This is a genomic window from Vibrio sp. D404a (assembly GCF_030248535.1).
GTDB lineage: Bacteria > Pseudomonadota > Gammaproteobacteria > Enterobacterales > Vibrionaceae > Vibrio.
Window position 1 is genome coordinate 1 of sequence record NZ_JAHGAJ010000015.1, and the last position, 26,416, is coordinate 26,416.

A 26,416-nucleotide genomic window follows, 5' to 3' on the forward strand; every position below is an offset into this window, starting at 1 on the left:
GGTTCGAACGCGTGACCTCAACCTTGGCAAGGTTGCGCTCTACCAGCTGAGCTAGTGTCGCATAGTATTCAAACTCGAGGTTTGAATGGAGGCGCCTCCCGGAGTCGAACCGAGGTCCACGGATTTGCAATCCGCTGCATAGCCACTCTGCCAAGGCGCCTTAGTAACTCCAATCCAATCGCTTAGCGCCATCCTCTTGGGTACGGGATGCATTCTACGGAATCACACGTTTGAGTCAACACTATTTTTGTATTTTTAATTCGTTTGAATAGTATTTATACGAAAAGGGCTAAATAGCTAACTTAATGTACAAAAAGACCGAAAGAATCGATGACTAAAGTTGATCAACATCACACTGTCACGTCACTAGATTACTTCGATGGTGAAATTCAAAGATCAAAAAAGCGAGCTAAGGCTCGCTTTTCTCAATTAATGATGTTGTTCATCCAACAAATCATCTTTGGCTGCCATTAAATACTGCGCCATTGACCAGTAAGTCAGAATGGTTGCCACATAAAGTGCTGCATAACCTACCCAAATCATCCAATCATCGTAACGCCAGATGAGTACCCACAAGGCGAACATCTGAGAGACAGTTTTCACTTTCCCGACCCAAGAAACAGCAACACTTGCGCGTTTGCCAATTTCGGCCATCCACTCGCGCAGTGCTGAGATAATGATCTCTCGTGCAATCATGGTCACGGCTGGTATCGTCACCCAAATTGAGTGGTAGTGTTCAGTAATCAGAATCAGTGCCGTCGCTACGAGAACTTTATCGGCTACTGGGTCAATAAATGCACCAAAACGAGATGTTTGACCTAGCTTACGCGCTAGCATGCCATCGAGCCAGTCAGTGAATCCGGCTACCCAAAAAACCATAGCAGCTGCGAAAGGAGCCCATTGATAAGGAAGGTAGAAAACGATAACGAATACTGGGATTAAGAAAAGTCTCAGTAGGGACAAAATGTTGGGTATATTCAAACGCATATTATTAGGCTCTTTTCCATTGCGCGTTTATGGTGCGGGATTTTTACTATTGTTTCAATGCTTGATAAATGTTTTCTGCCAAAGAATGACTAATGCCCGGCACTTTGGCTATTTCTTCAACACTTGCACGCTTAAGTTCCTGCAATCCACCCATATATTTCAAAAGAGCTTGGCGACGTTTTGGCCCTACCCCTTCAATCCCCTCAAGCGCACTGGTGCGACGTGTTTTACCACGCTTGGCTCGGTGACCAGCAATCGCATGATTATGGCTTTCATCACGGATGTGTTGGATCAGGTGCAACGCCGGAGCATCACTCGGTAAGTTAAATTCTTCACCTTCAAGCGTAATCAGGGTTTCAAGACCTGGTTTACGAGTTACCCCTTTCGCAATACCCATCATTCTTGGTCGAACAGGCCAATCTCCCCAGTATTGAGAAATAATCTCATGAGCACGGTTCAGCTGCCCTTTACCACCATCGATAAAGATAATGTCTGGAATCTTATCCACATCCAATTGCTTGGAATAACGACGCTCTAGCGCTTGACCCATTGCAGCATAATCATCGCCTCCGGTGATACCCGTGATATTATAACGACGATATTCCTGCTTCACTGGCCCTTCTTGATTAAAGACAACGCATGACGCTATCGTACTTTCACCCATAGTATGACTGATATCAAAACACTCCATGCGCTTAATCGCGTCCATCGACAGGACGTCCTGAAGCTCTTTAAAGCGCTGATTAATCGTCATTTTGTGATTAATCTTGGTGGTTATTGCCGTTAACGCATTGGTGTTCGACAGCTTAAGGTAGCGGCCTCGAATACCAGAAGGGTTGGTATTGAAGTGAATCCTTCTACCCGCGACTTCACACAAAGCTTCTTGAATCGGAGTAACGTCTTCCAATAAATCAGCATTGAGGATCAAACGAGTTGGGATAGTTCTCGCTTCATTGTGCGCAAGATAGTACTGGCTCAAGAAGCTCGAAAATACCTCTTCTCGAACTGTGTTGTTCGGAATTTTAGGAAAATGACTGCGACTGCCCAACACCTTACCCTGACGAATCATTAAGATATGGATACAAGCAACGCCATTCTCTTGGGCGAAACCGAGCACATCCATATCTTCCATGGAATCATCAGATACGTACTGCTGCTCTTGAACACGTCGAATCGCTTGAATTTGATCACGGAAGGTCGCGGCCTGTTCAAACTTAAGTTGCTGACTCGCTTGTTCCATTTTTTCAACAAGGGTTTCCAGCACTTGATTGTCTTTGCCTTGTAGGAACAGACGAACGTAACCGATCAGCTCTGCATACTCTTCATCTGAGATAATAGAACTAACACATGGCGCAGCGCATCGACCAATCTGATACATCAAACATGGACGCGTACGATTGGCGTAGACGGTATCTTCGCACTGGCGAGCAGGGAAAATCTTCTGCAACAAGTGCAGCGTTTCTCGAACGGCCCCTGAATCTGGATATGGACCGAAATACTCCCCTTTCTTCTTTTTCGCACCCCGGTGCATCGAGAGTCTTGGGTGTTTATGGCCGCTGATAAAGATATAAGGGTAAGATTTATCATCACGCAGCAAAACATTGTACTTAGGCAAGTACTGTTTTATGTAGTTGTGCTCGAGGATGAGGGCTTCTGTCTCAGTGTGTGTGACCGTTACGTCTATTTTGGCAATGTTGCTGACCAAAGCACGCGTCTTTTCACTGTCTACTTTCTTACGAAAATAGCTAGTTAAGCGCTTTTTAAGGTTTTTCGCTTTGCCGACGTAAATAACAACAGCCTCGGCGTTATACATTCGATAAACGCCGGGCTGTTCTGTTACGGTCTTTAGGAATGAGACTGAGTCAAATGAGGATGTCACTATAAAATCTCAGTGCTAGAGGGTCTCGGTGTCCAGCATTCCGTGTCTAATCGCTAAGTGAGTAAGTTCTACATCACCGCTGATGTCTAGCTTACTGAACAGTCTGTAACGGTAGCTATTGACTGTCTTAGGGCTTAGATTAAGTTGTTCTGAAATATCCGTCACTTTCTGGCCTTTGGTGATCATCATCATTATCTGAAGTTCACGCTCAGAAAGGTCAGCGAATGGGTTTTCAGACGCAGGCGAGAATTGGCTCAATGCCATCTGCTGCGCGATTTCTGGTGAAATGTAACGCTGACCGCTGTTTACTACGCGAATCGCATTGACCATTTCGTCCGGACCTGCCCCTTTAGTAAGGTAACCAGCAGCTCCAGCTTGCATCACTTTAGTTGGAAACGGATTTTCCGTATGAACAGTTAAAACGATGATTTTAATGTCTGGGTTAAAGCGTAAAATCTTCTTGGTTGCTTCTAAGCCACCAATGCCAGGCATGTTCATGTCCATCAAAATGACGTCTGTATTATTGGTACGACACCATTTTGCTGCTTCTTCACCGCTTTCAGCTTCCCCTGCTACGTTCATTCCACGGACGTCTTCAATAATACGTCGTATCCCTGTGCGAACCAGCTCGTGATCATCTACAAGGAAAACATTTATCAAACTTGTATCTCCACACTATTAATTGGCTCTGCAACCACCGTATTGATTCATGTATTTGAAACAATTGAACAAAGGAACAGTGGATCGCAGCATTGCTGTACATCTTAACGTAAATCGCTAAAAAAAGCTCTGTTGAATATGTGCTGAAACGCGAACTTTAGCAAGTACTTATTTACAAGAACCACATTTACTTGACTAAGCTTTATTAAAAAACAATCAGTTAAGATGCCGACCATTTAATTTACACAAGATAAATATATTTTCAATACCGTGAATTGAACAATTGTTACAAAATCACCTTTTTGTTCGATAAGTCCCGTTCTGCTGACCTTCAGGACAAAAAATCTGGCTATTTTCACTGACTTTTGTATCAGGTTGGGCACTAAGTGCTAGAATCGGCTACCTATTTCAAGAACAGCACCACAGGCAACGATATTGGATATTCAGCAAGGCTTTGTACTTACACGACAAGCAAGAGACTTTTCCGGCCAGACTCAAATCGACATTTGGGTGAGCACGCCTAAAGGCCCGACCTTGCTGACGGTACAAGGCGAAAAGCCTATCTTCTTTATTGAACAGTCCAACATCGACACATGTCAACGCTTAGCCAAAGAAGCAGGAATAGCTTGTGAGATTAAACCCCTTGAGTTGACCAATTTCTCCCATACCCCTCTCGCGGGTTGCTATACACGCCTCATTCGCGAGAGTAGCGCACTCAACCAAGCATTCAACCAAGAGTCTATTCCTACATTCGAAGGTGATATCCGCCTCGCCGATCGCTTCCTTATGGAACGCTTCATCAAAGGAAGTGTCGAGTTCACTGGCACTATGACTGCGCGCCACCAGCATCATAAAGTGACTCAAGCCAAATGCAGAGCTGGCGAATACTTACCTACCCTATCCGTCGTCTCATTGGATATTGAATGTTCTGAGAAAGGCATCCTCTACTCTATCGGCCTCGACAGCCCGATGGACAGCCGCGTCATCATGGTAGGCTCAGAACAAGAGGCCGATACCGCCATACAATGGGTAAAGGATGAAGCTGCTTTATTAGAAGCGATGATTGATTGGTTTAAGCGCTTTGACCCAGATGTGATCATCGGCTGGAACGTGATTGATTTTGACTTTCGACTACTCCACAAACGCGCGGAATGGAACAAGATTAAACTCAATATCGGTCGTGATAACCAACCCAGTTTTTTCCGTAGCTCAGCTCAAAGTCAGCAAGGATTTATTACGATTCCTGGGCGTGTGGTGTTGGACGGCATCGACATGCTCAAAACCGCAACCTACCATTTCAGGTCTTGGTCTTTAGAATCGGTATCTCAGGAGCTTCTCAATGAAGGTAAAGACATCCATAACGTGCATGACCGTATGGATGAGATTAACCGTATGTTTAAGTTTGATAAGCCCTCACTGGCGAAATACAACCTTCAAGACTGTGTTTTGGTAAACCGTATCTTTGAACATACTCACCTTATTGACTTTGCCATTGAACGATCTCGTTTAACCGGTGTTGAGCTTGATAAGGTTGGAGGCTCTGTGGCGGCCTTTACTAACCTCTATTTGCCTCAGATTCATCGCGCTGGCTACATAGCCCCAAACCTAGAGCCAGAGAACTGGATTGCTAGCCCTGGCGGCTACGTGATGGATTCGATCCCTAACCTTTACAATTCAGTACTGGTATTGGACTTTAAGAGCCTATACCCCTCTATTATTCGCTCTTTCCTAATTGACCCAATGGGCTTGATCGAAGGGTTGAAGCAACAGGTTGGACGTGGTGATGACCAAGCAGTCGAAGGGTTTAGGGGTGGTCAGTTCCACCGCAGCAAACACTTTCTTCCTGAGATGATCGAAACCTTATGGGCTGCGCGCGACGTTGCAAAGAAGAACAATGAAAAGGCCTTCTCGCAGGCGATCAAAATCATCATGAACTCATTTTATGGAGTATTAGGCTCATCAGGTTGTCGCTTCTTTGATACTCGTTTAGCGTCGTCGATTACCATGCGCGGGCATGAGATCATGAAACAGACCAAAGTACTTATCGAAGAGAAAGGTTATCAAGTTATCTATGGTGATACCGACTCTACATTTGTATCTCTGAATGGTAGTTACAGTAAAGAAGACGCGGATGAAATCGGTCAATCGCTTGTCGCATATATCAACGATTGGTGGACACAACATCTTAAAGACAAGTACAACCTGTCTTCCATCCTTGAACTCGAGTACGAAACTCACTATCGCAAGTTCTTGATGCCCACTATTCGTGGTTCAGAGACAGGCTCAAAGAAACGCTATGCAGGACTAATCGGCGAACAAGGCGATGAGAAGATCGTATTTAAAGGCCTAGAGAGCGCACGTACTGACTGGACTCCACTTGCACAGCGCTTTCAACAAACCTTGTATGAGATGGTTTTTCATGACCAAGACCCAACCGACTATGTCCGCAATTTTGTCGATGAAACAGCGGCTGGCAAACACGATGATTTGCTGGTTTATCAAAAACGCTTGAGACGTCAACTGCACGAATATCAGAAAAATATTCCGCCTCAAGTAAGAGCAGCACGTATGGCGGATGAGATAAACGAAAAGCTAGGCCGCCCTCTTCAATATCAAAACAAAGGGCGAATTGAGTATTTGATTACCTTAAACGGCCCAGAGCCAAAAGAGTACTTGAAAAGCGGTATCGACTATCAACATTATATTGATAAGCAGTTGAAACCTGTCGCGGAAGCGATATTGCCTTTTATTGGACTCGATTTTGAACAAGTCAGTGGCCAACAGTTAGGGTTGTTCTAGAGTCACTTATTCCAAATAGCCCATAGTAAATAGCAAAAAGCAGAAGCGCCGTGCTTCTGCTCTCTATCATTTACCCACTTTTAACCAATCCTAAACTCGGTTTTCTCATACTGTTTGACCAACCACTCGCCAAAGCCATCCAAAATCCCAATTACCGAACGTTTAGGAACTGGCTTGCCTGCCAACAATACCCCTAAGCGTTGAATTTCTACCTCTCTGTCAGGATGATATTTCAAAAACTGCTGACCACATTCACGTGGATCGTCATACCAATACTTATCTCGGTACATGATCAGCGAATAACTGGCTCTGAGCAGCTTTTTGGTAATGATAACCTGTGCGGCAATCTGCTCTTCCGGCGTCGCGGCTCGTGCAATCTTGTTACGATAAACCGCCAACCAGTTTTCAACGTCCATATTCCAGTGTTTAGCAATTTCCCAACTGGTTTCGAAGTCGCCATAGCAATCTGAAAGATCCTCACCATGCACACATACCGACAGGTGTTTAAGCATGAAACCCCAAGTGAAGATATTCTCAAAGTCGACAATTTCACTGACTAGCGCTGTTTTAATAGAGACTTGCGTTACCTGAGGGAAGCTCTTTTGGAAGCGCCACTTAATCGTATTGAGTAGCGTGGTTCTTTGATCGGCAAACGAACGGTGCGTGACTACAACAACATCAAGATTAGATTGTCCAGGCTTTGCCGTTTTCCTAGCTACACTGCCATAGATGTAAACGCTGTGAAGATTCGAACCTAAACCACTTTTTAAAAATGTAATCAGGTCGTTTACCACAGGTTGAAACTCAGGCTGGAAAGGCACTTTCGGGTCAATAACAGGTAGCTGCATAAGTGAGTTCGTCAATAAATTGAATGATTTAACTATTTCTCTATGATCGCTTAGGAGACTTTATGATTCAAGCTATTCCTATTTATAGGTTCTCCGAGATATAATCATCGGATAGAACCAATAAGGATAAACACAAAATGCCTAGAGCAAGTGAAATTAAAAAAGGTTTTGCGATCGACGTAGATGGCAAAACGCTTCTAGTTAAAGATATCGAAATCACAACACCAGGCGGTCGTGGTGGTCAAAAGATCTACCGTTTCCGTGGTAACGACGTAGCAACAGGCGTAAAAGCTGAAGTTCGCCATAAGGCTGACGAAATCGTTGAAACTATCGATGTGACTAAACGCGCTGTAATGTTCTCTTACGTTGATGGCAACGAGTACATCTTCATGGACAACGAAGACTACACGCAGTACATCTTTAACGGCGAGATGATCGAAGACGAGCTTCTATTCATCAACGAAGAAACTCAAGGCATGTACGCAATCCTAATCGATGGTAACGCTGCAACGCTTGAGCTTCCAACTTCTGTTGAGCTTGTTATCGAAGAGACAGACCCGTCAATCAAAGGCGCTTCTGCATCTGCTCGTACAAAGCCAGCTCGTTTCGCGACAGGCCTAACCGTTCAAGTTCCAGAGTACATCGCAACGGGTGATAAAGTTGTGATCAACACTGCTGAACGTAAATACATGAACCGCGCAAGCTAAGATACTGATATGACCGAAGCTAATGACTTAATGTCTTATGATGATGCAATCGACACTGCATACGACATCTTCCTAGAGATGGCACCGGATAACCTAGAGCCTGCAGACGTGATTCTATTCACAGCACAGTTCGAAGATCGCGGCGCTGCTGAACTTGTTGAAACGGGTGACGATTGGGTCGGTCATGTTGGCTTTGAAGTCGACAAAGAGATCTACGCTGAAATTCGCATTGGTCTAGTAAACGAAGAAGACGACGTTTTAGATGACGTTTTCGCGCGTATGCTGATCAGCCGAGACCCAGACCATAAGTTCTGCCACATGCTGTGGAAGCGTGACTAGAACTTAAGCTTGTGCTGCTCTATCAATGAGCACACCAATATCTTAGCCGGGCTCTATGCTCGGCTAATTTTTGTCACCGATTTCACCATTACCAATTATGACCAAAGCAAAAACTGATACTCAGTCAAAAGGCTATGCCTGTATTGGCTTGGTAAACCCAAAAACGCCAGAAAACGTAGGCTCGGTTATGCGTGCAGCAGGCTGTTACGGCGCAAATTCTGTGTTCTATACAGGCACGCGCTACGACCACGCACGTCAATTCCATACCGACACTAAAGAGAAGCACTTAGAGCTACCACTGATTGGTGTTGAAGACCTAAAAGACATTATTCCGGTAGGGTGCGTACCTGTTGCTGTTGATTTGATTGAAGGCGCTAAGCCTCTGCCTGAATACAAGCACCCTCCTCGCGCGTTCTATATTTTCGGCCCTGAAGATGGCACATTGAAGAAAGAGATCACCGATTTCTGTCGCGAGACGATTTACGTTCCAACCAATGGTTGCATGAACTTAGCCGCAGCGGTGAACGTGATTCTTTATGATCGCATGGCAAAAGGCGATAACTTCTCGAATCATAAATAAAAAATCAGATGCGAGATACGAGTTACGAAAAGATTAGTAGATTCGAGTAAACGAGATGAGAGATGCGAAGAGTTCACATACTGCCGATTACAGCACTATATTTTCGCTACTCGATTACCTCATCCCGCATCTTCCCCTTCTTTTGGACGTAAAAAAACCTGCTAAGTTAGCAGGTTTTTTAGTATTCAAAAGAAGTCGCTAATTATTGACGAGTTCTTGGCTTAGCTGGCTTGTTCGGGCGGTTCGTGTTGTTGCCACGAGAACCATTTCCTGAACGAGAGTTGCTTGGCTTGCCCTTGCTGCTCGGTGCGCTGCGACCTGCATCTGGCGTTGTTGTGCCGCGAGTTGCTGGCTTCTTACGCTTAGGCTGGTTGCTACGGCCTTTTGGTGCATTTGCACGCTCTTCGTGACGCTTAACAGCACGACGAATCTTCTGGCTACGAGAACGCTCACGTTTACGTGATGTGTTCGAAGGATCAAGGTCTAGTAGCGTCTCTTTCTCAGGCTTAAGCTCTACCAGTTGACGTAGGTAGTTTACCTCTTGAAGGTCTAGCTCTTTCCAACCGCCACGAGGCAGTTTCTTGTCTAGGTAGATATCACCGTAACGAACACGCTTTAGACGGCTCACTGTCGTTTCTTGTGATTCCCAAAGACGACGAACCTCACGGTTACGACCTTCGTTAATCGCTACGTAGAAAGTATGGTTCATACCTTCGCCACCAGCGTAAACGACGTCTTCGAAACGCGCCATGCCATCTTCTAGCTCAACACCGCGTACTAGGTTCTTAACCTTCTGTTCAGTCACTTCACCGAACACACGTACTAGGTACTCACGCTCAACCTGACGGCTTGGGTGCATTAGACGGTTTGCTAGCTCACCATCAGTTGTGAAAAGTAGAAGACCTGATGTGTTCGCATCAAGACGACCTACCGAGATCCAACGTGAACCGCGGATTTTAGGTAGACGATCAAACACAGTACGACGACCTTCTGGGTCGTGGCGAGTACAAAGCTCACCTTCTGGCTTGTAGTAAGCAAGTACGCGACAAACCACTTCTTCAGACGCTTTACCTGATACAGTGTGACCATCAATACGAATCACTGAGTTTTCGTCTTCTAGACGCTCACCCAATTTCGCGACTTGGCCGTTAACGCTTACACGACCTGCTCTGATTAAAGCTTCCAGCTCACGACGAGAGCCGTGACCAGCTCGCGCTAAAACCTTCTGTAATTTTTCGCTCATTTACTCTTTTCTACCTAATTGTCGTCTTCACAGACGTCGAATGAAATATACGCGACCAAAATCGCGGTCGCGCATTATCGCAAAGAACCTTTGAAAAATCACTCGTTATTTACACATTACCGTCGAATGCACAGTAACATGATGTGAACGAGTTTCAGGGTTACTCGAACGGTTCTGGATCGCCTGAACCAACACGAACGACTACTGGATCATCATCGCTAAAGTCAACTACCGTGGTTGGTTGCTCACCTAAGTAACCGCCATTAAGAATTACGTCAACTGCATGTTCTAGACGATCACGGATCTCTTCAGGATCAGATTCCGTTGTCTCGTTACCCGGTAGAATCAAAGACGTTGACATCAAAGGTTCGCCCAGTGCTTCCAATAGATCGAGTGCAATCTTGTTATCCGGAACACGAATACCAATGGTCTTTCTCTTCGAGTTCATTAGACGACGTGGCACCTCTTTCGTTCCTTTAAAGATGAACGTGTAAGGGCCCGGCGTGTGAGCTTTTAATAGACGAAATGCCGTGTTATCAACACGTGCATAAAGAGAAAGCTCAGAAAGATCGCGACAAAGCAACGTGAAGTTATGCTTATCATCGATTTTACGAATCTGACAGATACGATCTAATGCTTGTTTGTTTTCAAGCTGACAGCCAAGAGCATAACCCGAGTCTGTTGGATAAACCACAACACCGCCATTACGGACAATAGCAACCGCTTGATTAATCAAACGAGCTTGTGGGTTATCTGGGTGTACATAAAAAAACTGGCTCATTATTTTTCCTCATTATCGAGTCTCTCGACTCTATCTTCAGAAGGAGCTTGTTCGTCTGGTAATGTTTCAGATGACGAAAACGTTTGAAACTCCCAATCTTTCCATACTTCTTCGACTCCAGAAGGCAGCCAAAGATTGCGCCCTAACTCCATCCAAGGAGATGGGTAATGAAAATCACTGCCTTGAGAGGCTAATAGTTTGTATTGTATAGCATAATCCGCAAGAGTGCGTCTTTCTTGTTGCGCCTGTTGCGGTTGAGCCACTTCCATCGCATCACCGTTCGCTTCAACAAATGCAGTCAATAGACGTTTCACCCACTTAGCAGTAAAGCCATAGCGACCCGGATGAGCGAGTACCGCTTGCCCGCCAGCCGCATGAATTGCCGTGACCGCATCACTCATGCTGCACCATGTTGGTGGTACATAGCCCGGATTATTGCGAGTTAAGAACTTCTTAAACACCTGCTGCATGGTCTTCGCGTAGCCATTGTCAACCAGCCACTTAGCAAAATGAGCTCGGGTAATCGGCGCATCACCGGCAATCGCTTTCACTTCTTCTAGCACACCTTCGCGCGTCGCTTTTTCCAGTCGCTGAGCGATCAGCTCCGCTCTACCGATACGATGCTGTTTCTGCTGTTCAATTAACGCATTAAGTTCTGGTGATTCTGGGTCAACGTTTAGACCCACAATGTGGATGTCTTTGTTCTGCCAAACGGTCGAAATTTCAATACCGTTAATCAATTGGATCGGCAGCTTATTATCAAGGATATAACGATGCGCCTCATCAAGGGCATCAACTGTGTCATGATCGGTAATAGCCAGAACTTCAATATTGAAGCTCAACGCACGGTCAATCAGTTCAGATGGTGTAAGTCGACCATCTGAGGCTGTGGTATGGCTATGTAGATCAATTCTCATATTTTCTGTTCATTATTTTTGCATTTAACACGATATTTGCTTTGTTGGGCTTGACTTGCGAGCCCCGAACTAGTTAACTAGTACACAAATACGAAGTACCTTTATTTATAGGCTCACTATGTTACAAGAATTTAACCAACACCATAAAGATAAAGTTTTAGAACTTTCTTCAGTAGAAGCAAGTTCAGAGCTTAATTGGTGGCGCACTTGGACAGGTTCTTGGTGGGCTAACGTGTACTTCTAATTAAACAGATTGTTTATAAAAAGTTTATCACTAAGCCCGCTTTCATAGCGGGCTTTTTAATTTGTCGGACATCTCACATTCAACTGACTAACAAATCAACGAATTGACCAGATTCTAGATTGGGCGAACGGTATCTTTATGCGACTATGTACGGCAGGAAATTTAAAGAATCATAAAGGAGGTCTTGTGAACAAGGCCATTGAAATCAAAAAGCTGGGAACTATTGATGTCATCAATGCGACAGTTCCTTACTCGCAAGATCCAACAAGCGTATTCCACACATTGTGTGAAAATAAAACAGACAGCTTGTTGCTAGAATCTGCTGAGATTGAGTCTAAACAAAACCTCACTAGCCTACTGCTTATCGATTCTGCCGTGCGTATCGTATGCGAAGGCCATCAGGTCACTTTCCAAGCTCTGACAGATAACGGTCAACATCTGATCGAACACCTAAATGCGAACGTGAAATCAGACATTGAATCTGAACTGAAAGACAATGTACTGACTCTGACCTTTACTCAACCAAGCATTAACCTAGACGAAGACTCTCGCCTAAGAGAAGCTTCTTCATTCGATGCACTTCGTTTAGTTCAGCACAGCTTTACACAAGACCCAGACAACAAGCACGCGCTTTTCATGGCGGGTCTATTTGCATACGACATCGTGGCAAACTTCGAGCCACTTGGCGATGCAGAAGCGACTAATAACTGCCCTGACTTTGTCTTCTACGTGGCTGAAACGCTACTTCGTTTTGACCATCAACAGAACGAAGGTCTGCTTCACGCGAGCGTTTTCTCAGAAGATCAAACAATCAAAACTCGCCTGACTGAACGTTTAGCGGATATCCAAACTCAATGCCAATCACTCAAAGAGATTGCAGAAGTCACTCCGCTTGATAACGTTGAAGCTGTACCAAGTGTTTCTGACGAAGATTTTTGCCAGACTGTTCGTGACCTAAAAGAGTACGTGGTAAAAGGCGATGTATTCCAAGTGGTTCCTTCTCGTCGCTTTACTCTTCCTTGTCCTGCACCACTAGCAGCGTACAAAGAGCTAAAACAGAGCAACCCAAGCCCTTACATGTTCTACATGCAAGATGAGCTGTTTACTCTGTTCGGTGCTTCACCAGAGAGTGCTCTGAAATACGAGAAAGAGACTAACCAAGTAGAAATCTACCCTATCGCCGGTACTCGCCGTCGTGGTAAGCGTCCGAATGGTCAAATCGACTTCGACCTAGATAGCCGCATTGAATTAGAACTGCGCACCGATAAAAAAGAGAACGCTGAGCACATGATGCTGGTTGACCTAGCGCGAAACGACGTTGCACGTATCTCTGAAGCAGGCACTCGCCACGTAGCAGACCTATTGAAAGTGGACCGTTACAGCCACGTAATGCACCTCGTTTCTCGCGTTGTAGGCCAACTTCGTGAAGACCTTGATGCTCTGCACGCTTACCAAGCTTGTATGAACATGGGCACGCTAACAGGCGCACCTAAGATTCGTGCAATGCAGCTGATTCGTGATGTTGAACAGACTCGTCGTGGCAGTTATGGCGGCGCAGTAGGCTACCTAACGGGTGAAGGCACTCTAGATACTTGTATCGTGATTCGCTCAGCTTACGTTGAAAACGGTATTGCTCAAGTTCAAGCTGGCGCAGGTGTGGTATTCGATTCAGACCCACAGGCAGAAGCCGACGAAACTCGCGGTAAAGCTCAGGCCGTCATCTCTGCGATTCAAGCAGCGCACACTGCATCTAAGCCAACCTCTAGCAAGCAGGAGTCTTAATCATGGCTGATATCGTATTTATTGATAACTTTGACTCGTTCACTTACAACCTAGTAGACCAGTTCCGTTCACTAGGCCACAACGTGAAGATCTACCGTAATAACATCCCTGCAGAAGCGGTAGAAGCAGCGATTAATGAGCTAGAAAACCCAGTTGCGCTGCTGTCTCCAGGCCCAGGAGCTCCTGCTGACGCGGGTTGTATGCCAGAGTTGATTCAACGCTTGAAAGGCAAAGTACCGATGATTGGTATTTGTCTTGGTCACCAAGCAATTGTTGAAGCATACGGCGGTAAGGTTGCAGGCGCTGGCGAAATCATTCATGGTAAGGTTTCGATGATGGAACACGACAATCACGCGACTTACCAAGGCCTGCCTTCTCCGCTTGCAATTGCGCGCTACCACTCTTTGGTTGCGACTCACGTACCGGAAAGCCTAACGATTACCGCTGAAGTCGATGATTTGGTGATGTCGGTTGTCCAAGAGCAAGACAAGGTGTGTGGTTTCCAATTCCACCCTGAATCCATCATGACAACATACGGCGCAACTCTATTGGCGAACGCCATTGAATGGGCTTTAGAAAAGAACACAACTCTTGAGAAGAATGGAAAATAGGACACGATCATGGAACAGATTATAAATAAGCTTTACGACCAACAATCTCTTACTCAAGAAGAAAGCCAACAGCTTTTCGACATAATCATTAAAGGCGAACTTGACCCTATTTTGATGGCGTCAGTGCTTACCGCACTCAAAATTAAAGGCGAGACACCTGAAGAGATCGCAGGCGCAGCGAAAGCACTACTAGCAAACGCTAACCCTTTCCCACGCCCTGATTACGATTTTGCAGATATCGTGGGTACAGGTGGTGACGGCCATGACACGATCAACATATCTACAACTTCAGCATTCGTTGCAGCAGCGTGTGGTCTAAAGATTGCGAAACACGGTAACCGCAGCGTATCAAGCAAATCGGGTTCATCGGATCTTCTTGATAAGTTTGGTATTAACCTAGCGATGAGCGCAGAAGACACTCGCTCTGCCGTTGATAAGCTTGGCGTTGCTTTCCTATTTGCACCGCAATACCACGGTGGTGTACGTCACGCGATGCCAGTACGTCAAACAATGAAAACTCGCACCATCTTTAACATCCTTGGCCCACTAATTAACCCAGCTCGCCCTAACATCGAACTGATGGGTGTTTACAGCAAAGAGCTAGTGCGCCCTATTGCTGAAACCATGCTGCAAATGGGTATGAAGCGCGCAGCTGTGGTTCACGGCAGCGGTCTAGATGAAGTTGCAATTCACGGTGAAACCATCGTTGCAGAGATCAAAGATGGTCAGATTCATGAATACACTGTGTCCCCTAAAGATTTCGGTCTCAATCAGCATCCGCTAGAAGCAATTAAAGGCGGTACGCCAGACGAGAACAAAGCTATCACGACCAATATCCTAACAGGTAAAGGTACTGAAGCTCAGGCAGGTGCGGTTGCGGTTAACGTTGCTCTACTGATGCGTCTATTTGGTCATGAAGATCTAAAAGCCAACGCAGCGAAGGCAATGGAAGCAATGAACTCTGGCAAAGCGTATGAGCTTGTACAGCAACTGGCCGACCACGCATAACGAACGAGATTTGAGACTAGAAAGATGGCACAGACAAACGAAAAGTTATCAACTCACGTTTCTGTAAAAGAAGCAGAAATGGCAGAAGTATTAGCAAAAATTGTTCGCGACAAGTATCAATGGGTTGAAGCGCGTAAAAAGCAGCAACCGCTAAATGAGTTCAAAGATGCACTAATCGCTTCAGACCGCAGCTTCTACGATGCACTAAGCCAAGAGCAAACCGTATTCATCACCGAGTGTAAAAAGGCGTCTCCTTCTAAAGGCTTGATTCGTGATGACTTCGACCTTGAATACATTGCATCGGTATACAACAACCATGCAAATGCGATTTCGGTACTGACTGATGAGAAGTACTTCCAAGGCGATTTCGAATTCTTGCCTAAAGTACGCAGCATCGCTAAGCAACCAATCCTATGTAAAGACTTCATGGTCGATACTTATCAGGTTTACTTAGCTCGTCACTACTCGGCAGACGCTATCCTACTGATGCTATCTGTACTAAACGATGATGAGTACCGTACTCTCGCTGAAGTTGCTCACTCATTAGGCATGGGCGTGTTAACAGAGGTTAGTAATGAAGAAGAGCTGCACCGTGCTGTCGGGTTAGACGCGAAAGTGATTGGCATCAATAACCGTAACCTTCGTGACCTAAGCACAGATCTAAACCGTACCAAAGAGCTGGCACCTCTACTTCGTGAGTTAGCACCAAACGCAGTCGTGATATCAGAGTCTGGTATCTACACTCATCAGCAAGTGCGTGACTTAGCGACATTTGCAGACGGCTTCCTTATCGGTAGCTCATTGATGGCAGAAGAGAATCTAGAGCTTGCCGTTCGCAAAGTAACATTGGGTGAAAACAAAGTTTGTGGCTTAACTCACCCTGACGATGCAGCTAAAGCTTACCAAGCCGGCGCGGTATTCGGTGGTCTAATTTTTGTTGAGGCGTCTAAGCGTTGTGTTGACCTAGAGGCAGCACGCTTGACCATGAGTGGTGCACCACTTAAGTACATTGGTGTGTTCCAAAACCATGACCAAGCTAGCGTTGTCAATGCCGTGAAAGAGCTTGGTTTATACGGTGTTCAGCTTCATGGTGAAGAATCACAACAGTACGTGACTGAACTTGCAAATCAGCTACCAGAACAAGTAGAGATTTGGAAAGCTTACGGCGTTGAAGATTCGCTGCCTACGCTGTTAGAAAGCAATGTGTCTCGCCACCTGCTTGATGCAAAAGTAGGCTCTCAGACTGGTGGGACAGGTCAAGTCTTCGACTGGCAGCTGATCAACGATCAGAGCTCTGTGATGTTAGCGGGTGGTTTGAACCCAGATAATGCACAGCAAGCAGCCACTTTAGGCTGTTTAGGGCTCGACCTTAACTCAGGTGTTGAGAGTGCTCCGGGTAAGAAAGATGCAGACAAACTCAACAAAGCGTTTGCTGCCATTCGCCAATACTGAGCGACTAGCCCAACTTAAGAACAGATGATTCACTGTAGACAGTCTACAGACCCTATTTCAGAGCATCGCAATGAGGTGCTCTACAAGATTAAAGACATTGGTATCCAGACATACCAAGCAAATTGAAGGAATAACACGATGGCTAAACTTGATGCCTACTTTGGTGAATACGGTGGTCAATACGTACCACAGATTCTAGTGCCAGCCCTAGAGCAACTGGAACAAGCGTTTATCGACGCTCAAGCGGACCCAGAATTCCGTAGTGAGTTCATGACACTGCTTCAAGAGTACGCAGGTCGTCCAACAGCACTGACGCTGACTCGTAACCTAACGAAAGGCACTAAGACCAAGCTTTACCTAAAGCGTGAAGACTTACTGCACGGTGGCGCGCACAAAACCAACCAAGTGCTTGGTCAAGCTCTGCTTGCAAAACGCATGGGTAAAGAAGAGATCATCGCTGAAACTGGCGCAGGTCAACACGGTGTGGCAACGGCTCTGGCTTGTGCTCTACTTGGTCTTAAATGTCGTGTTTACATGGGTGCAAAAGACGTTGAACGTCAGAGCCCGAACGTATTCCGCATGAAGCTAATGGGCGCAGAAGTTATCCCTGTGCACTCTGGTTCTGCAACGCTAAAAGATGCATGTAACGAAGCGCTACGTGACTGGTCAGCAACATATGAAGACGCACACTACCTACTGGGTACGGCAGCTGGTCCTCACCCATTCCCAACCATCGTTCGTGATTTCCAACGCATGATTGGCGAAGAGACCAAGAACCAAATTCTAGCTCGTGAAGGTCGCCTACCTGACGCAGTTATCGCTTGTGTGGGTGGTGGTTCAAACGCAATCGGTATGTTTGCTGATTTCATCGAAGAAGAGAGTGTTCGCCTAATCGGTGTTGAGCCAGCGGGTAAAGGTATCGATACTGACCAGCACGGTGCACCGCTAAAGCATGGTAAAACGGGCATCTTCTTTGGTATGAAGGCGCCGCTAATGCAAGACCCTAACGGTCAGGTTGAAGAATCTTACTCGGTATCAGCAGGTCTAGACTTCCCTTCTGTTGGTCCTCAGCACGCACACCTTAATGCAATTGGCCGTGCAGAATACGACAACGTAACCGATGATGAAGCACTAGAAGCCTTCCAAGAGATCGCGCGCAACGAAGGTATCATCCCTGCACTTGAGTCTTCTCACGCTGTTGCACACGCACTGAAAATGGCTCGTGAGAACCCAGAAAAAGAGCAACTATTGGTTGTAAACCTATCAGGTCGTGGTGACAAAGACATCTTCACCGTACACGCCATCTTAGAAGAAAAAGGAGCTATCTAATGAACCGTTATGAGAAGATGTTTACGCGCCTAAACGAGAAAAACCAAGGCGCATTTGTACCGTTCGTAACGGTTTGCGATCCAAACGCAGAGCAGTCTTACAAAATCATGGAAACCCTAGTTGAAGCTGGTGCCGATGCACTAGAACTGGGTATTCCATTCTCTGATCCGCTAGCAGATGGTCCAACTATCCAAGGTGCCAACATCCGTGCTCTGGATTCAGGCGCAACTCCTGATATCTGTTTTGAGCAGATTGGTAAGATTCGCGCGAAATACCCAGAACTGCCGATTGGCCTTCTAATGTATGCAAACCTTGTGTACTCACGCGGTATTGAAGACTTCTACGAGCGCTGTTCTAAAGCTGGTATCGATTCTGTTCTGATTGCTGACGTTCCAACTAACGAGAGCGCAGAGTTTGTTGCGGCTGCTGAGAAGTTCGGTATCCATCCAATCTTCATAGCACCACCAACGGCAAGCGATGAAACATTGAAGCAAGTGGCGGAGCTTGGCGGTGGTTACACTTACCTACTTTCTCGTGCCGGTGTAACGGGTGCAGAGACAAAAGCAAACATGCCTGTTGGACACATGCTTGATCGTCTAAACCAATTCAACGCGCCACCAGCGCTACTAGGTTTTGGTATTTCAGCACCTGAGCAAGTGAAAGAAGCGATTGAAGCAGGCGCTGCGGGTGCTATCTCTGGTTCTGCTGTCGTTAAGATCATCGAACAAAACGTAGAACAGCCACAAATCATGCTTGATAAACTGGCTGACTTCATTGCTCCAATGAAGGCGGCAACGCAAAAGTAATCGCCAACAAAGCGTTCGCTAAAGGCGATTAAAGCCACTTTAAGAAGTAAAAAGCGCCCGAGTATGGGCGCTTTTTTATTACTCTCAAAACTTAATCACTCTTCATTGCTTTCTTAATTGCGGATTCATTCAATGTTGCCTTGATGGGATCTGTTATCTTATCCACCAAGTCGACTGGCATTGGGAATACAATCGTTGTGGTTCTCTCGTTCGCCACTTCTGTTAGCGTCTGCATGTATCGCAGTTGAATTGCATTCGGTGACTTGTTCAGAACATCCGCTGCTTCTTGTAATTTAGTCGATGCTTCTAGCTCACCCGTTGCATGTATCACCTTAGCACGGCGAGAACGCTCTGCTTCTGCTTGTTTAGCGAGTGCTCGAACCATACTGTCATCAAGGTCGACATGTTTAATTTCAACGTTGGCGATTTTAATCCCCCAGTTATCAGTGTGCTGATCCAGTATCGCTTGCAGGTCTTTGTTGAGTTCTTCCCGCTCTGATAAAAGCTCATCCAGCTCATGCTGACCCAGCACCGAACGCAACGTAGTTTGAGAGAGCTGGCTTGTCGCCTCCAGATAGTTCTCGACATTGTTGATCGCCATCTTAGGGTCGAGCACGCGGAAGTAGACCACAGCGTTCACCTTCACCGACACGTTATCTCTGGTGATCAAGTCTTGTGTTGGTACATCTAAGACTATGGTACGTAAGTCGACTCGCACGATTTGTTGGATAAAAGGAATGATGACGATCAGACCTGGCCCTTTCACTCGATAAAAACGACCTAAGAAAAACACCACTGCACGCTCGTACTCGCGCAGCACTTTGAACATGCTAGCTATCAACAAGATAACGAGCACAACCACAATACCTATCGTGTGTATAAACATAACCGCCCCCTTACTGGTAACGATAACTAAGGAGATTTCATTGGGTCATCTCTCCACCCATTTCACCTATTTAGACCGAGTCGATGATCCTCCGACATGATCTTCGATATCAACTGTTTCGTCATCTAGCGCTTCTACATCTAACGAGAGACCGGTTAGCTTAGTCACTCTGATGCTTTGTCCAGCTTGCAGCTTATCAGTACATTTGGCTTGCCAGATTTCGCCTTCAACCAAAACTCTGCCTGACCCCGGGAAACCGCTGACCACTTTACCGGTTCCCCCTACTACCGCTTCCATGCCCGTTGTCACTCGCTGATTTCTCACACGAACCAACATTGATATCGTCACAACAATAAAGCCGACAGAGAACAAGCTGATGCCAATGATTAATGGTAGAGCGATTTGATAGCCTGGTACTTCGGTATCCATCAACATGATTGAACCGAGTGAAAACGCCGCTACTCCCCCTAAACCGAAAATGCCGAAGCTTGGACTGAAAGCTTCAGCAATCATCAGAGCAATCCCAAGCAGTATTAGTGCAAGGCCAGCGTAACTCACGGGCAGCATTTGCAATGAATACATCGCTAACAGCAAACAGATGCCACCAAGCACACCCGGTAGGCCGACTCCAGGGTTATAAAACTCGAGAAGCAAGCCGTAGATTCCGATGAGCATAAGAATGTAGGCAACGTTAGGGTTGGTGATCACCGACAGCAGACTGAAACGCCAATCTTGCTCACGCTCTAGAAAGGCGACCTGATTGAGCTGAATTTCCTGATTGATGCCATTGATGATAACAGTGCGTCCATTGGTCATCTCAACCAGCTGCTGTAAATCGCTCGCGATGAAATCAATCACATTTAGCTCAAGTGCATTTTCTGAGTCCAAGCTGGCCGCCTCTCTTACCGCTTTTTCGGCCCACTCTTCATTGCGATTGTGCAGTTTCGCCAAGCTGACGATGTAAGCTGCAGCATCGTTGATGACTTTTTTCTCCATCGCAGTGGTTGCTTTTACTTGGTCAGGGTTCTCTTGCTTAGTATCGTGCTGCTCACTCGGTTTCGATTTTTCATCTTGATTAGAGTCGTCTTGCGGAGACAAAGGATCGGAAGGTGCTTTCCCTCCCCCAAGCGAGACGGGTGTTGCAGCGCCTAAATTGGTTCCGGGAGCCATAGAGGCGATGTGACTGGCGAGTAAGATATAAGTGCCAGCACTAGCGGCTCGCGAGCCTGCAGGCCCAACCCAAGTCGCGATAGGAACCGGTGATGTAGTGATGGAGCGAATGATGTCACGCATCGACGAATCCAACCCGCCGGGCGTATTTATTTTTAATATGACGAGCTTAGCTTGCTCATCATGAGCTTGTTCTATTTCTCTTGTGAGATAATCGCTGGTCGCCGGACCTATCCCTCCATTCACCTCTATGACCCAAACATCGTCGGCTTGAGAATTTGCAGAGCTGAACAGCAGAAGAAACGCAAACAGGCACTTCAATATAAAAGCCATGCCTCTCTCCTTACAACTGAGATGCTAGATAGACGTTTTATTTAAAGCGCAGAGGTAACATCTTGGTAATAACTCGATACCTTAAGCATAGTTCAGGCTAAATTTCGCACAACAAACATACTAATCTCAAGTCACACTGAAACGCTTAAAAAAAGCACACAAATGAAAAGCAAATGTTAACGAGTGTGTATTAACACCCTAAACTTGAAAGTATTCACAAAACACACAGGGGTAAGGCTTTTATAAATTAAACAAATAACATCACATCAAAAAACCGAGGCAAACGTTTGCTTTAGAGCAAAAGATCGCCAAATAACATTCATGTCACGTTTTTTGATGCATTTTCGTCTCTGCTCATATTGATAAATGTAACAGATAAGTGTAAAACTCATCACGAAATATTCATCCAATGGTACGACGTACATTGGCATGTAGTTCTAGGAATTTTACATTTTGTAGCACAGAGGTAACGGAAGTGTTAAAAGAAAAGAGTTTACTAGGCAATATCGGCATTCAAGTCGTTATTGCTATGATCGTAGGTACTGTAGTGGGTGCTATGATGGGCGAGAGCGCAACGATGTTCGCTCCTCTAGGTGCGATCTTTATCAATTTAATCAAGATGCTGGTTATCCCATTGGTAGCCGTTGCACTGATCTCTGGCGCAGCAGGCTTAGGCAATAGCTCATCAGCAGGTAAAGTAGGTATCACTACTTTAGGTTACTTTGCACTGACTTCTGCACTGGCTGTTGCCCTTGCATTGATCATGGGTGAAGTATTCGAACCAGGACGTGGTATCGACGTTTCTGGTGTTGAAGGTATGTTCTCATCTGAGTATGCATCGAAAGGCGAACTTCCAACTTTCTGGGCTACCATCACTGGTATGATCCCAACCAACGTTTTCCAGTCTTTAAACGAAGCAAACATCCTTCAGATCCTAGTATTCTGCCTATTCTTCGGTATCGCAATCTCTAAGCAAGCGAAAGAGAAGCGTGATCCAATCATCAACGGTGTAAACGCTATCGTTGACGCTATGGTTTGGATGATCAACAAAGTCATGATCATCGCTCCTCTTGGCGTATTTGGTCTAATGGCTGAAGCGGTAGGTACGTTCGGTTTTGGCGCACTAATGGTTGTGTTCAAACTGTTCGTGGTTTACGTAGCAGCAATCCTAGTATTCGGCTTCGTTGCGTACCCACTGATGATTCAAATCTTCACAAAGACATCAGCCAAGAAGTTCCTGACAGCAATGAAGAAGCCACAAGCCGTTGCTCTTTCAACAGCGTCTTCAATGGCGACTCTGCCTGTAACTATGGATACAGTAGAGAACGAGCTGGGTGTTCGTAACTCAACAGCATCATTTGTTCTGCCTCTAGGCGCGACAATCAACATGTCGGGTAACGCAATTTACTACGGCCTAGTTGCTATCTTCTTTGCACAACTATTCAACATCGACCTATCAATGGGCGCGTACATCGCAATCATCGTAACATCAACGCTTGGTGCTGTAGGCCAAGCGGGTGTCCCAGGTCCATCATTCCTAGTTGTAGCCGTTCTGCTAGCAGCAGGTATTCCAATCGAAGGTCTACCACTACTGTTCGCTCTTGACCGTATCTTCGACATGATTCGTACAGCACTGAACATCACTGGTGATGCAGCGTGTGCGGTTATCGTTGACTCACTGATCAAAGATGAAGAGAAAGAAGTAGAGCTGCAAAAGCAGCAAGCTTAATCTAGCTCAAAATACATCGTTTTAAGCGGCTCTCATGAGCCGCTTTTTTGTTCGAAAATGTCGAAAAAAGATCTCATACGTTTCATCCACACAGCTATTGGTACGCTATTCCCAATAAATCATTCTATTGGGCATCACATTGAAACTCCCTACCACGACAGCCATCATTTTCACCTGCTTCGTTTCTCCGTTTTCAAATTCCTCTGAAAGCTCAGAGTCCGCTGAAAACTTACAGTCCTTTGAAAGCGTAAAGTCCGTTGAAGATCTCGAACCCGTCGAAGAGCCTCCCTTCTACGAGTCTCTATTCAAAGACTTTACGGATAACTCTTACTACGACGACAAAGGGATCAACTTAACCTACTACGGTCGCACACTTCACCTTGGTTCGAGAAACCGCTACGAGGATAACAACATCATAGGAATCGGATATAAGGGCTTTGAACTCGGCACCATGATCAACTCGTTTGAGAATCGCTCATATATGTTTTCATATCACAAGAAATGGCCTTTAAACGATTGGGCAGATCTTGGGTTTAGGCTCGGCGGGATGACAGGATATACAAAAGAAGAAAATTCATTCCAACTTTTAGGTATCACTCCGATAATTTCACCAACGATTACAGTACATTACAATGGCTTTGGTTTTGAGACCGGGCTGCAAACAGACGTACTGGTATTCAGTTTAAATTATCAGTTTTAACCTGATTTTCATTTTGAGACGTAAATATCCAAAGAATAAGAATGATTCAGTTCGCTGATTCAAATCGGTTCTCAATTTGCTAATCGATTTGCTCTGACTGCTTCTTCATAATCACTTACCCATGGAGCCATATGACAAGTTATTGAATCGGCAGCCTAAATCAAAATGGGTTAATTCTGGCATTAAGCTTGCTGTTGTTTACTCAAGCACACGCATAATCGCAAGCAGCATCACAGAGATAGCGGTTTGCATCGGAGGAATGAGCTATGACCTTACAAAGACACACATACTACGGCTTGATTCACCATGGAATTAAAACACTACTGATGGACAGAATTGGCCACTTTACCGAACGTGAATACCACGAATACCTCGACCTCACTACCGGTAAATCAACCTGCTTTATGATGAGTGAAGAAGAGTTGGAGCAAACCTTAGACAGCCTAAAAAGCGAAGGCTATCTTGAAGATATCAAACAGTTGATCCCACGCTATCAAACGACCTCTTCGCGATGACGGATTTGCTCAATCATATATTGCATTAACCACTGCCTCGGACTATTCAGCATCGAGGCAGTTTTGGTTAAACTGAATATAAAGCCAACAACAGGATGTTCGGTCTCAATGAAGCAAATCATCGACTTTATCCCACTTATTATCTTCTTTGCGTTATACAAAATGTATGACATCTACACCGCGACCGGTGCATTAATCGCGGCGACTGCCATTCAAATTGCACTCACTTACCTACTCTACAAAAGAGTGGAAAAGATGCAGGTGATTACCTTTGTCATGGTTGCGGTGTTCGGCGGTATGACCATATTTCTGCACGACGACAACTTCATCAAATGGAAAGTAACGATTGTGTATGCGCTGTTTGCCATTGGGTTAGCGGTTAGCCAAATCATGGGTAAGCCAGCAATTAAACGTATGCTCGGGAAAGAGATTACTCTGTCCGACTCTGTTTGGAGCAAAATCAATTGGGCGTGGACCGCATTCTTTACTCTGTGTGCCATTACGAATGTCTATGTCGCTTTTAACTTGCCACTCGACACCTGGGTCAACTTCAAAGTCTTCGGCCTACTCATTGCGACCATTACATTTACTTTGTTGACCGGGTTATACATCTACAAAAGCCTACCTAAGGATAAACAACAGCAGCTTTCCAGGAAAAATAGCGATCAGGACTAATGGTCGAATGAGATCTCAATCCCAGTTTTTGTTACAATCTTGCACATAATTTCGTTCACAGTGGCCACTAGAATCAACGCTGGCCACTGACTTATTGATGTTTTGGGAATCCCTTATAATGAGTCAAACTGATGCGCCTAAAGGCCAACTTCTTCTTCGCACCTTAGCCATGCCTGCCGACACCAATGCAAACGGCGACGTCTTCGGCGGTTGGATCATGTCTCAACTCGACTTAGCTGGCGGTATTCTGGCTAAGGAAATCTCATGCGGCCGTATCGTGACCGTATCGGTTTCAAGTATCACTTTCAAAAAGCCTGTAAAAGTTGGCGATGTGGTATGTGTATACGGGGAATGTACAAAGATCGGTCGTACGTCGATGAGCATCGACCTTGCCGTTTGGGTTAAACCAGTGCGTGACCACGGTATTGAAGACCGCTTTATGGTGTGTGACGCTACCTTTAACTACGTCGCGATTGATTCTGAAGGCAAGCCACGTGCGATAGCTAAATGGCTAAATGGCTACTCACAGCCAATAGTAAAATAGTGGCTTCAATTTGGGTCTTTAGGACGTTTTCTACTCAGCTTTTAAAGACCCGCCCTCTTCGACGCGCATCAATTCACACTTTCTTCTTTTTCCCCCTTCCAAATACAATTAGTTCGCGTAAATTAGCTAGATAGCTCATCGAGCCTCTTTTTTGTGAAGTATAAATAAGGATATACCAATATGTGGTACGTGATTTTTTCTCAAGACGTCGAAAACTCATTGGAAAAGCGCCTGAGCGTTCGCCCTAAACATTTAGAGCGACTACAAACACTTCACGATGAAGGCCGCTTGTTAACAGCAGGCCCTATGCCAGCTATCGATTCAGATAACCCAGGCGACGCGGGCTTTACTGGCTCAACGGTCATTGCAGAATTTAATTCACTAGAAGAAGCGCAAGCTTGGGCTGATGCAGACCCGTATATTGAAGCTGGCGTCTATGCTAATGTGATTGTAAAACCATTTAAGAAAGTATTTTAAAGTGAAAAAATGGATTATCGGCTCACTGGCCGCACTCGTTCTTGCGGGTTGTAGTTCAAGTGACCAAGACCAACAGCGTCAACTAGAAATGATGGCACAACACCGAGCTGGTGTTTTGTCTGCAGGCCTTCCGATTGAATATGGCCCGCTCAAAGTAATGCGCGTTCTGGCGAAGAACACGGTGATAGAGATCATGATGATCTATAACCAAGACGCTCAAGGCGCAAAGCCACTCAACCAAGTGCTGCAAACCAGTGTGAACAGCTACTGTACTAACTCTGAGGTGCGCTCTAACCTTGATATGGGCTTGGCCTACAACATCAAGATCCGCAATACACGCGGTCAATTGATGGTTGAACAGCTTATTAGCAAGCAGACCTGCGAAAGCGGTAGTTAGTTCGAGATTCGAGATTCG

At 45.6% G+C, this 26,416-nt stretch carries 27 protein-coding genes, 1 tRNA gene and 1 other annotated feature; of the genes, 18 read left to right on the forward strand and 10 right to left on the reverse strand.

Features of this window, described 5'->3' with window-relative positions; translation table 11 throughout:
• Positions 1 to 86: 86 nt before the first annotated feature.
• From KI655_RS08950 to uvrY, 4 genes are all read right to left on the reverse strand, one after another.
• Positions 87 to 160, reverse strand: a tRNA-Cys gene (locus tag KI655_RS08950).
• A gap of 269 nt (positions 161 to 429) precedes the next feature.
• Positions 430 to 987 (reverse strand): CDP-diacylglycerol--glycerol-3-phosphate 3-phosphatidyltransferase, encoded by a 558-nt coding sequence (gene pgsA, locus KI655_RS08955; protein ID WP_285403806.1) that lies wholly within the window; start codon positions 985 to 987, stop codon positions 430 to 432.
• Between the two features lie 46 nt (positions 988 to 1,033).
• Positions 1,034 to 2,866: an excinuclease ABC subunit UvrC gene (gene uvrC / locus KI655_RS08960; protein ID WP_285403807.1), complete on the reverse strand. Its 1,833-nt coding sequence runs from the start codon at positions 2,864 to 2,866 to the stop codon at positions 1,034 to 1,036.
• 15 nt (positions 2,867 to 2,881) lie between these two features.
• Positions 2,882 to 3,526 (reverse strand): UvrY/SirA/GacA family response regulator transcription factor, encoded by a 645-nt coding sequence (gene uvrY / locus KI655_RS08965; protein ID WP_032549301.1) that lies wholly within the window; start codon positions 3,524 to 3,526, stop codon positions 2,882 to 2,884.
• 435 nt (positions 3,527 to 3,961) lie between these two features.
• Here uvrY and KI655_RS08970 point away from each other — a divergent pair, with 435 nt between their 5' ends.
• Positions 3,962 to 6,325 carry a DNA polymerase II gene (locus tag KI655_RS08970; protein WP_285403808.1) on the forward strand — a complete coding sequence of 788 codons (2,364 nt, stop codon included), beginning with the start codon at positions 3,962 to 3,964 and terminating at the stop codon, positions 6,323 to 6,325.
• Between the two features lie 80 nt (positions 6,326 to 6,405).
• Here KI655_RS08970 and KI655_RS08975 read toward each other — a convergent pair whose 3' ends face one another.
• Positions 6,406 to 7,173 carry a nucleotidyltransferase domain-containing protein gene (locus KI655_RS08975; protein ID WP_285403810.1) on the reverse strand — a complete coding sequence of 256 codons (768 nt, stop codon included), beginning with the start codon at positions 7,171 to 7,173 and terminating at the stop codon, positions 6,406 to 6,408.
• 137 nt (positions 7,174 to 7,310) lie between these two features.
• Here KI655_RS08975 and yeiP point away from each other — a divergent pair, with 137 nt between their 5' ends.
• The 3 genes from yeiP to KI655_RS08990 all read left to right on the forward strand — a co-directional run bounded on the left by yeiP (position 7,311) and on the right by KI655_RS08990 (position 8,799).
• Positions 7,311 to 7,880 carry an elongation factor P-like protein YeiP gene (gene yeiP, locus KI655_RS08980; protein ID WP_032549304.1) on the forward strand — a complete coding sequence of 190 codons (570 nt, stop codon included), beginning with the start codon at positions 7,311 to 7,313 and terminating at the stop codon, positions 7,878 to 7,880.
• A gap of 9 nt (positions 7,881 to 7,889) precedes the next feature.
• Entirely contained in the window at positions 7,890 to 8,219 is a 330-nt protein-coding gene (locus KI655_RS08985) for an HI1450 family dsDNA-mimic protein (protein ID WP_032549305.1), read from the forward strand.
• Positions 8,220 to 8,316: 97 nt separating this feature from the next.
• A complete protein-coding gene (locus KI655_RS08990) occupies positions 8,317 to 8,799 on the forward strand; it encodes an RNA methyltransferase (RefSeq protein WP_032549306.1) in 483 nt (160 codons plus the stop codon).
• A gap of 202 nt (positions 8,800 to 9,001) precedes the next feature.
• On the opposite strand, the gene rluB is transcribed toward KI655_RS08990, so the two are convergent.
• The 3 genes from rluB to KI655_RS09005 form a co-directional block, all read right to left on the reverse strand.
• Complete coding sequence (gene rluB / locus KI655_RS08995) at positions 9,002 to 10,042, reverse strand: 23S rRNA pseudouridine(2605) synthase RluB (RefSeq protein WP_032549307.1); 1,041 nt, start codon at positions 10,040 to 10,042, stop codon at positions 9,002 to 9,004.
• A gap of 160 nt (positions 10,043 to 10,202) precedes the next feature.
• Positions 10,203 to 10,823, reverse strand: coding sequence for an L-threonylcarbamoyladenylate synthase (locus KI655_RS09000; RefSeq protein WP_032549308.1), 621 nt, complete (start codon positions 10,821 to 10,823; stop codon positions 10,203 to 10,205).
• Positions 10,823 to 11,740 (reverse strand): PHP domain-containing protein, encoded by a 918-nt coding sequence (locus tag KI655_RS09005; RefSeq protein ID WP_285403811.1) that lies wholly within the window; start codon positions 11,738 to 11,740, stop codon positions 10,823 to 10,825. The genes KI655_RS09000 and KI655_RS09005 overlap by 1 nt, the downstream gene beginning before the upstream one ends.
• Positions 11,741 to 11,858: 118 nt before the next feature.
• On the opposite strand from KI655_RS09005, the gene KI655_RS09010 reads away from it, so the two are divergent.
• The 7 genes from KI655_RS09010 (at position 11,859) to trpA (ending at position 18,972) form a co-directional block, all read left to right on the forward strand.
• Positions 11,859 to 11,984 carry a trp operon leader peptide gene (locus tag KI655_RS09010; RefSeq protein WP_032549309.1) on the forward strand — a complete coding sequence of 42 codons (126 nt, stop codon included), beginning with the start codon at positions 11,859 to 11,861 and terminating at the stop codon, positions 11,982 to 11,984.
• Positions 11,931 to 12,045 (forward strand) — a sequence feature (Trp leader region). It overlaps the preceding gene by 54 nt.
• A gap of 125 nt (positions 12,046 to 12,170) precedes the next feature.
• Positions 12,171 to 13,766 (forward strand): anthranilate synthase component 1, encoded by a 1,596-nt coding sequence (locus KI655_RS09015; RefSeq protein WP_285403812.1) that lies wholly within the window; start codon positions 12,171 to 12,173, stop codon positions 13,764 to 13,766.
• 2 nt (positions 13,767 to 13,768) lie between these two features.
• Positions 13,769 to 14,377 (forward strand): aminodeoxychorismate/anthranilate synthase component II, encoded by a 609-nt coding sequence (locus tag KI655_RS09020; protein WP_152468520.1) that lies wholly within the window; start codon positions 13,769 to 13,771, stop codon positions 14,375 to 14,377.
• 9 nt (positions 14,378 to 14,386) lie between these two features.
• Positions 14,387 to 15,385 carry an anthranilate phosphoribosyltransferase gene (gene trpD, locus KI655_RS09025; protein ID WP_285403814.1) on the forward strand — a complete coding sequence of 333 codons (999 nt, stop codon included), beginning with the start codon at positions 14,387 to 14,389 and terminating at the stop codon, positions 15,383 to 15,385.
• Positions 15,386 to 15,409: 24 nt separating this feature from the next.
• A complete protein-coding gene (trpCF, locus tag KI655_RS09030) occupies positions 15,410 to 16,837 on the forward strand; it encodes a bifunctional indole-3-glycerol-phosphate synthase TrpC/phosphoribosylanthranilate isomerase TrpF (RefSeq protein ID WP_285403815.1) in 1,428 nt (475 codons plus the stop codon).
• A gap of 138 nt (positions 16,838 to 16,975) precedes the next feature.
• Entirely contained in the window at positions 16,976 to 18,166 is a 1,191-nt protein-coding gene (gene trpB / locus KI655_RS09035; RefSeq protein WP_032549317.1) for a tryptophan synthase subunit beta, read from the forward strand.
• Positions 18,166 to 18,972, forward strand: coding sequence for a tryptophan synthase subunit alpha (trpA, locus tag KI655_RS09040; RefSeq protein ID WP_285403816.1), 807 nt, complete (start codon positions 18,166 to 18,168; stop codon positions 18,970 to 18,972). Before trpB ends, trpA begins: the two co-directional genes overlap by 1 nt.
• A 91-nt stretch (positions 18,973 to 19,063) precedes the next feature.
• On the opposite strand, the gene KI655_RS09045 is transcribed toward trpA, so the two are convergent.
• Positions 19,064 to 19,858, reverse strand: coding sequence for a slipin family protein (locus KI655_RS09045; protein WP_285403817.1), 795 nt, complete (start codon positions 19,856 to 19,858; stop codon positions 19,064 to 19,066).
• Positions 19,859 to 19,924: 66 nt separating this feature from the next.
• Positions 19,925 to 21,361 (reverse strand): nodulation protein NfeD, encoded by a 1,437-nt coding sequence (locus tag KI655_RS09050; RefSeq protein WP_285403818.1) that lies wholly within the window; start codon positions 21,359 to 21,361, stop codon positions 19,925 to 19,927.
• A 529-nt stretch (positions 21,362 to 21,890) separates the two neighbouring features.
• Between KI655_RS09050 and KI655_RS09055 the strand changes: the two genes are divergently transcribed.
• From KI655_RS09055 to KI655_RS09085, 7 genes are all read left to right on the forward strand, one after another.
• Positions 21,891 to 23,090 carry a dicarboxylate/amino acid:cation symporter gene (locus tag KI655_RS09055; protein WP_285403831.1) on the forward strand — a complete coding sequence of 400 codons (1,200 nt, stop codon included), beginning with the start codon at positions 21,891 to 21,893 and terminating at the stop codon, positions 23,088 to 23,090.
• A gap of 139 nt (positions 23,091 to 23,229) precedes the next feature.
• Positions 23,230 to 23,790: a hypothetical protein gene (locus tag KI655_RS09060; protein WP_285403819.1), complete on the forward strand. Its 561-nt coding sequence runs from the start codon at positions 23,230 to 23,232 to the stop codon at positions 23,788 to 23,790.
• Between the two features lie 266 nt (positions 23,791 to 24,056).
• Complete coding sequence (locus KI655_RS09065) at positions 24,057 to 24,305, forward strand: hypothetical protein (protein ID WP_285403820.1); 249 nt, start codon at positions 24,057 to 24,059, stop codon at positions 24,303 to 24,305.
• Positions 24,306 to 24,413: 108 nt separating this feature from the next.
• On the forward strand, positions 24,414 to 24,980 hold the full coding sequence (locus tag KI655_RS09070; protein WP_285403822.1) for a septation protein A: 567 nt from the start codon (positions 24,414 to 24,416) through the stop codon (positions 24,978 to 24,980).
• Positions 24,981 to 25,098: 118 nt separating this feature from the next.
• Entirely contained in the window at positions 25,099 to 25,524 is a 426-nt protein-coding gene (yciA, locus tag KI655_RS09075; RefSeq protein ID WP_285403824.1) for an acyl-CoA thioester hydrolase YciA, read from the forward strand.
• Positions 25,525 to 25,704: 180 nt separating this feature from the next.
• Complete coding sequence (locus KI655_RS09080; RefSeq protein WP_285403826.1) at positions 25,705 to 26,001, forward strand: YciI family protein; 297 nt, start codon at positions 25,705 to 25,707, stop codon at positions 25,999 to 26,001.
• Position 26,002: 1 nt separating this feature from the next.
• Positions 26,003 to 26,398: a GspS/AspS pilotin family protein gene (locus KI655_RS09085; RefSeq protein ID WP_285403829.1), complete on the forward strand. Its 396-nt coding sequence runs from the start codon at positions 26,003 to 26,005 to the stop codon at positions 26,396 to 26,398.
• Positions 26,399 to 26,416 lie beyond the last annotated feature (18 nt).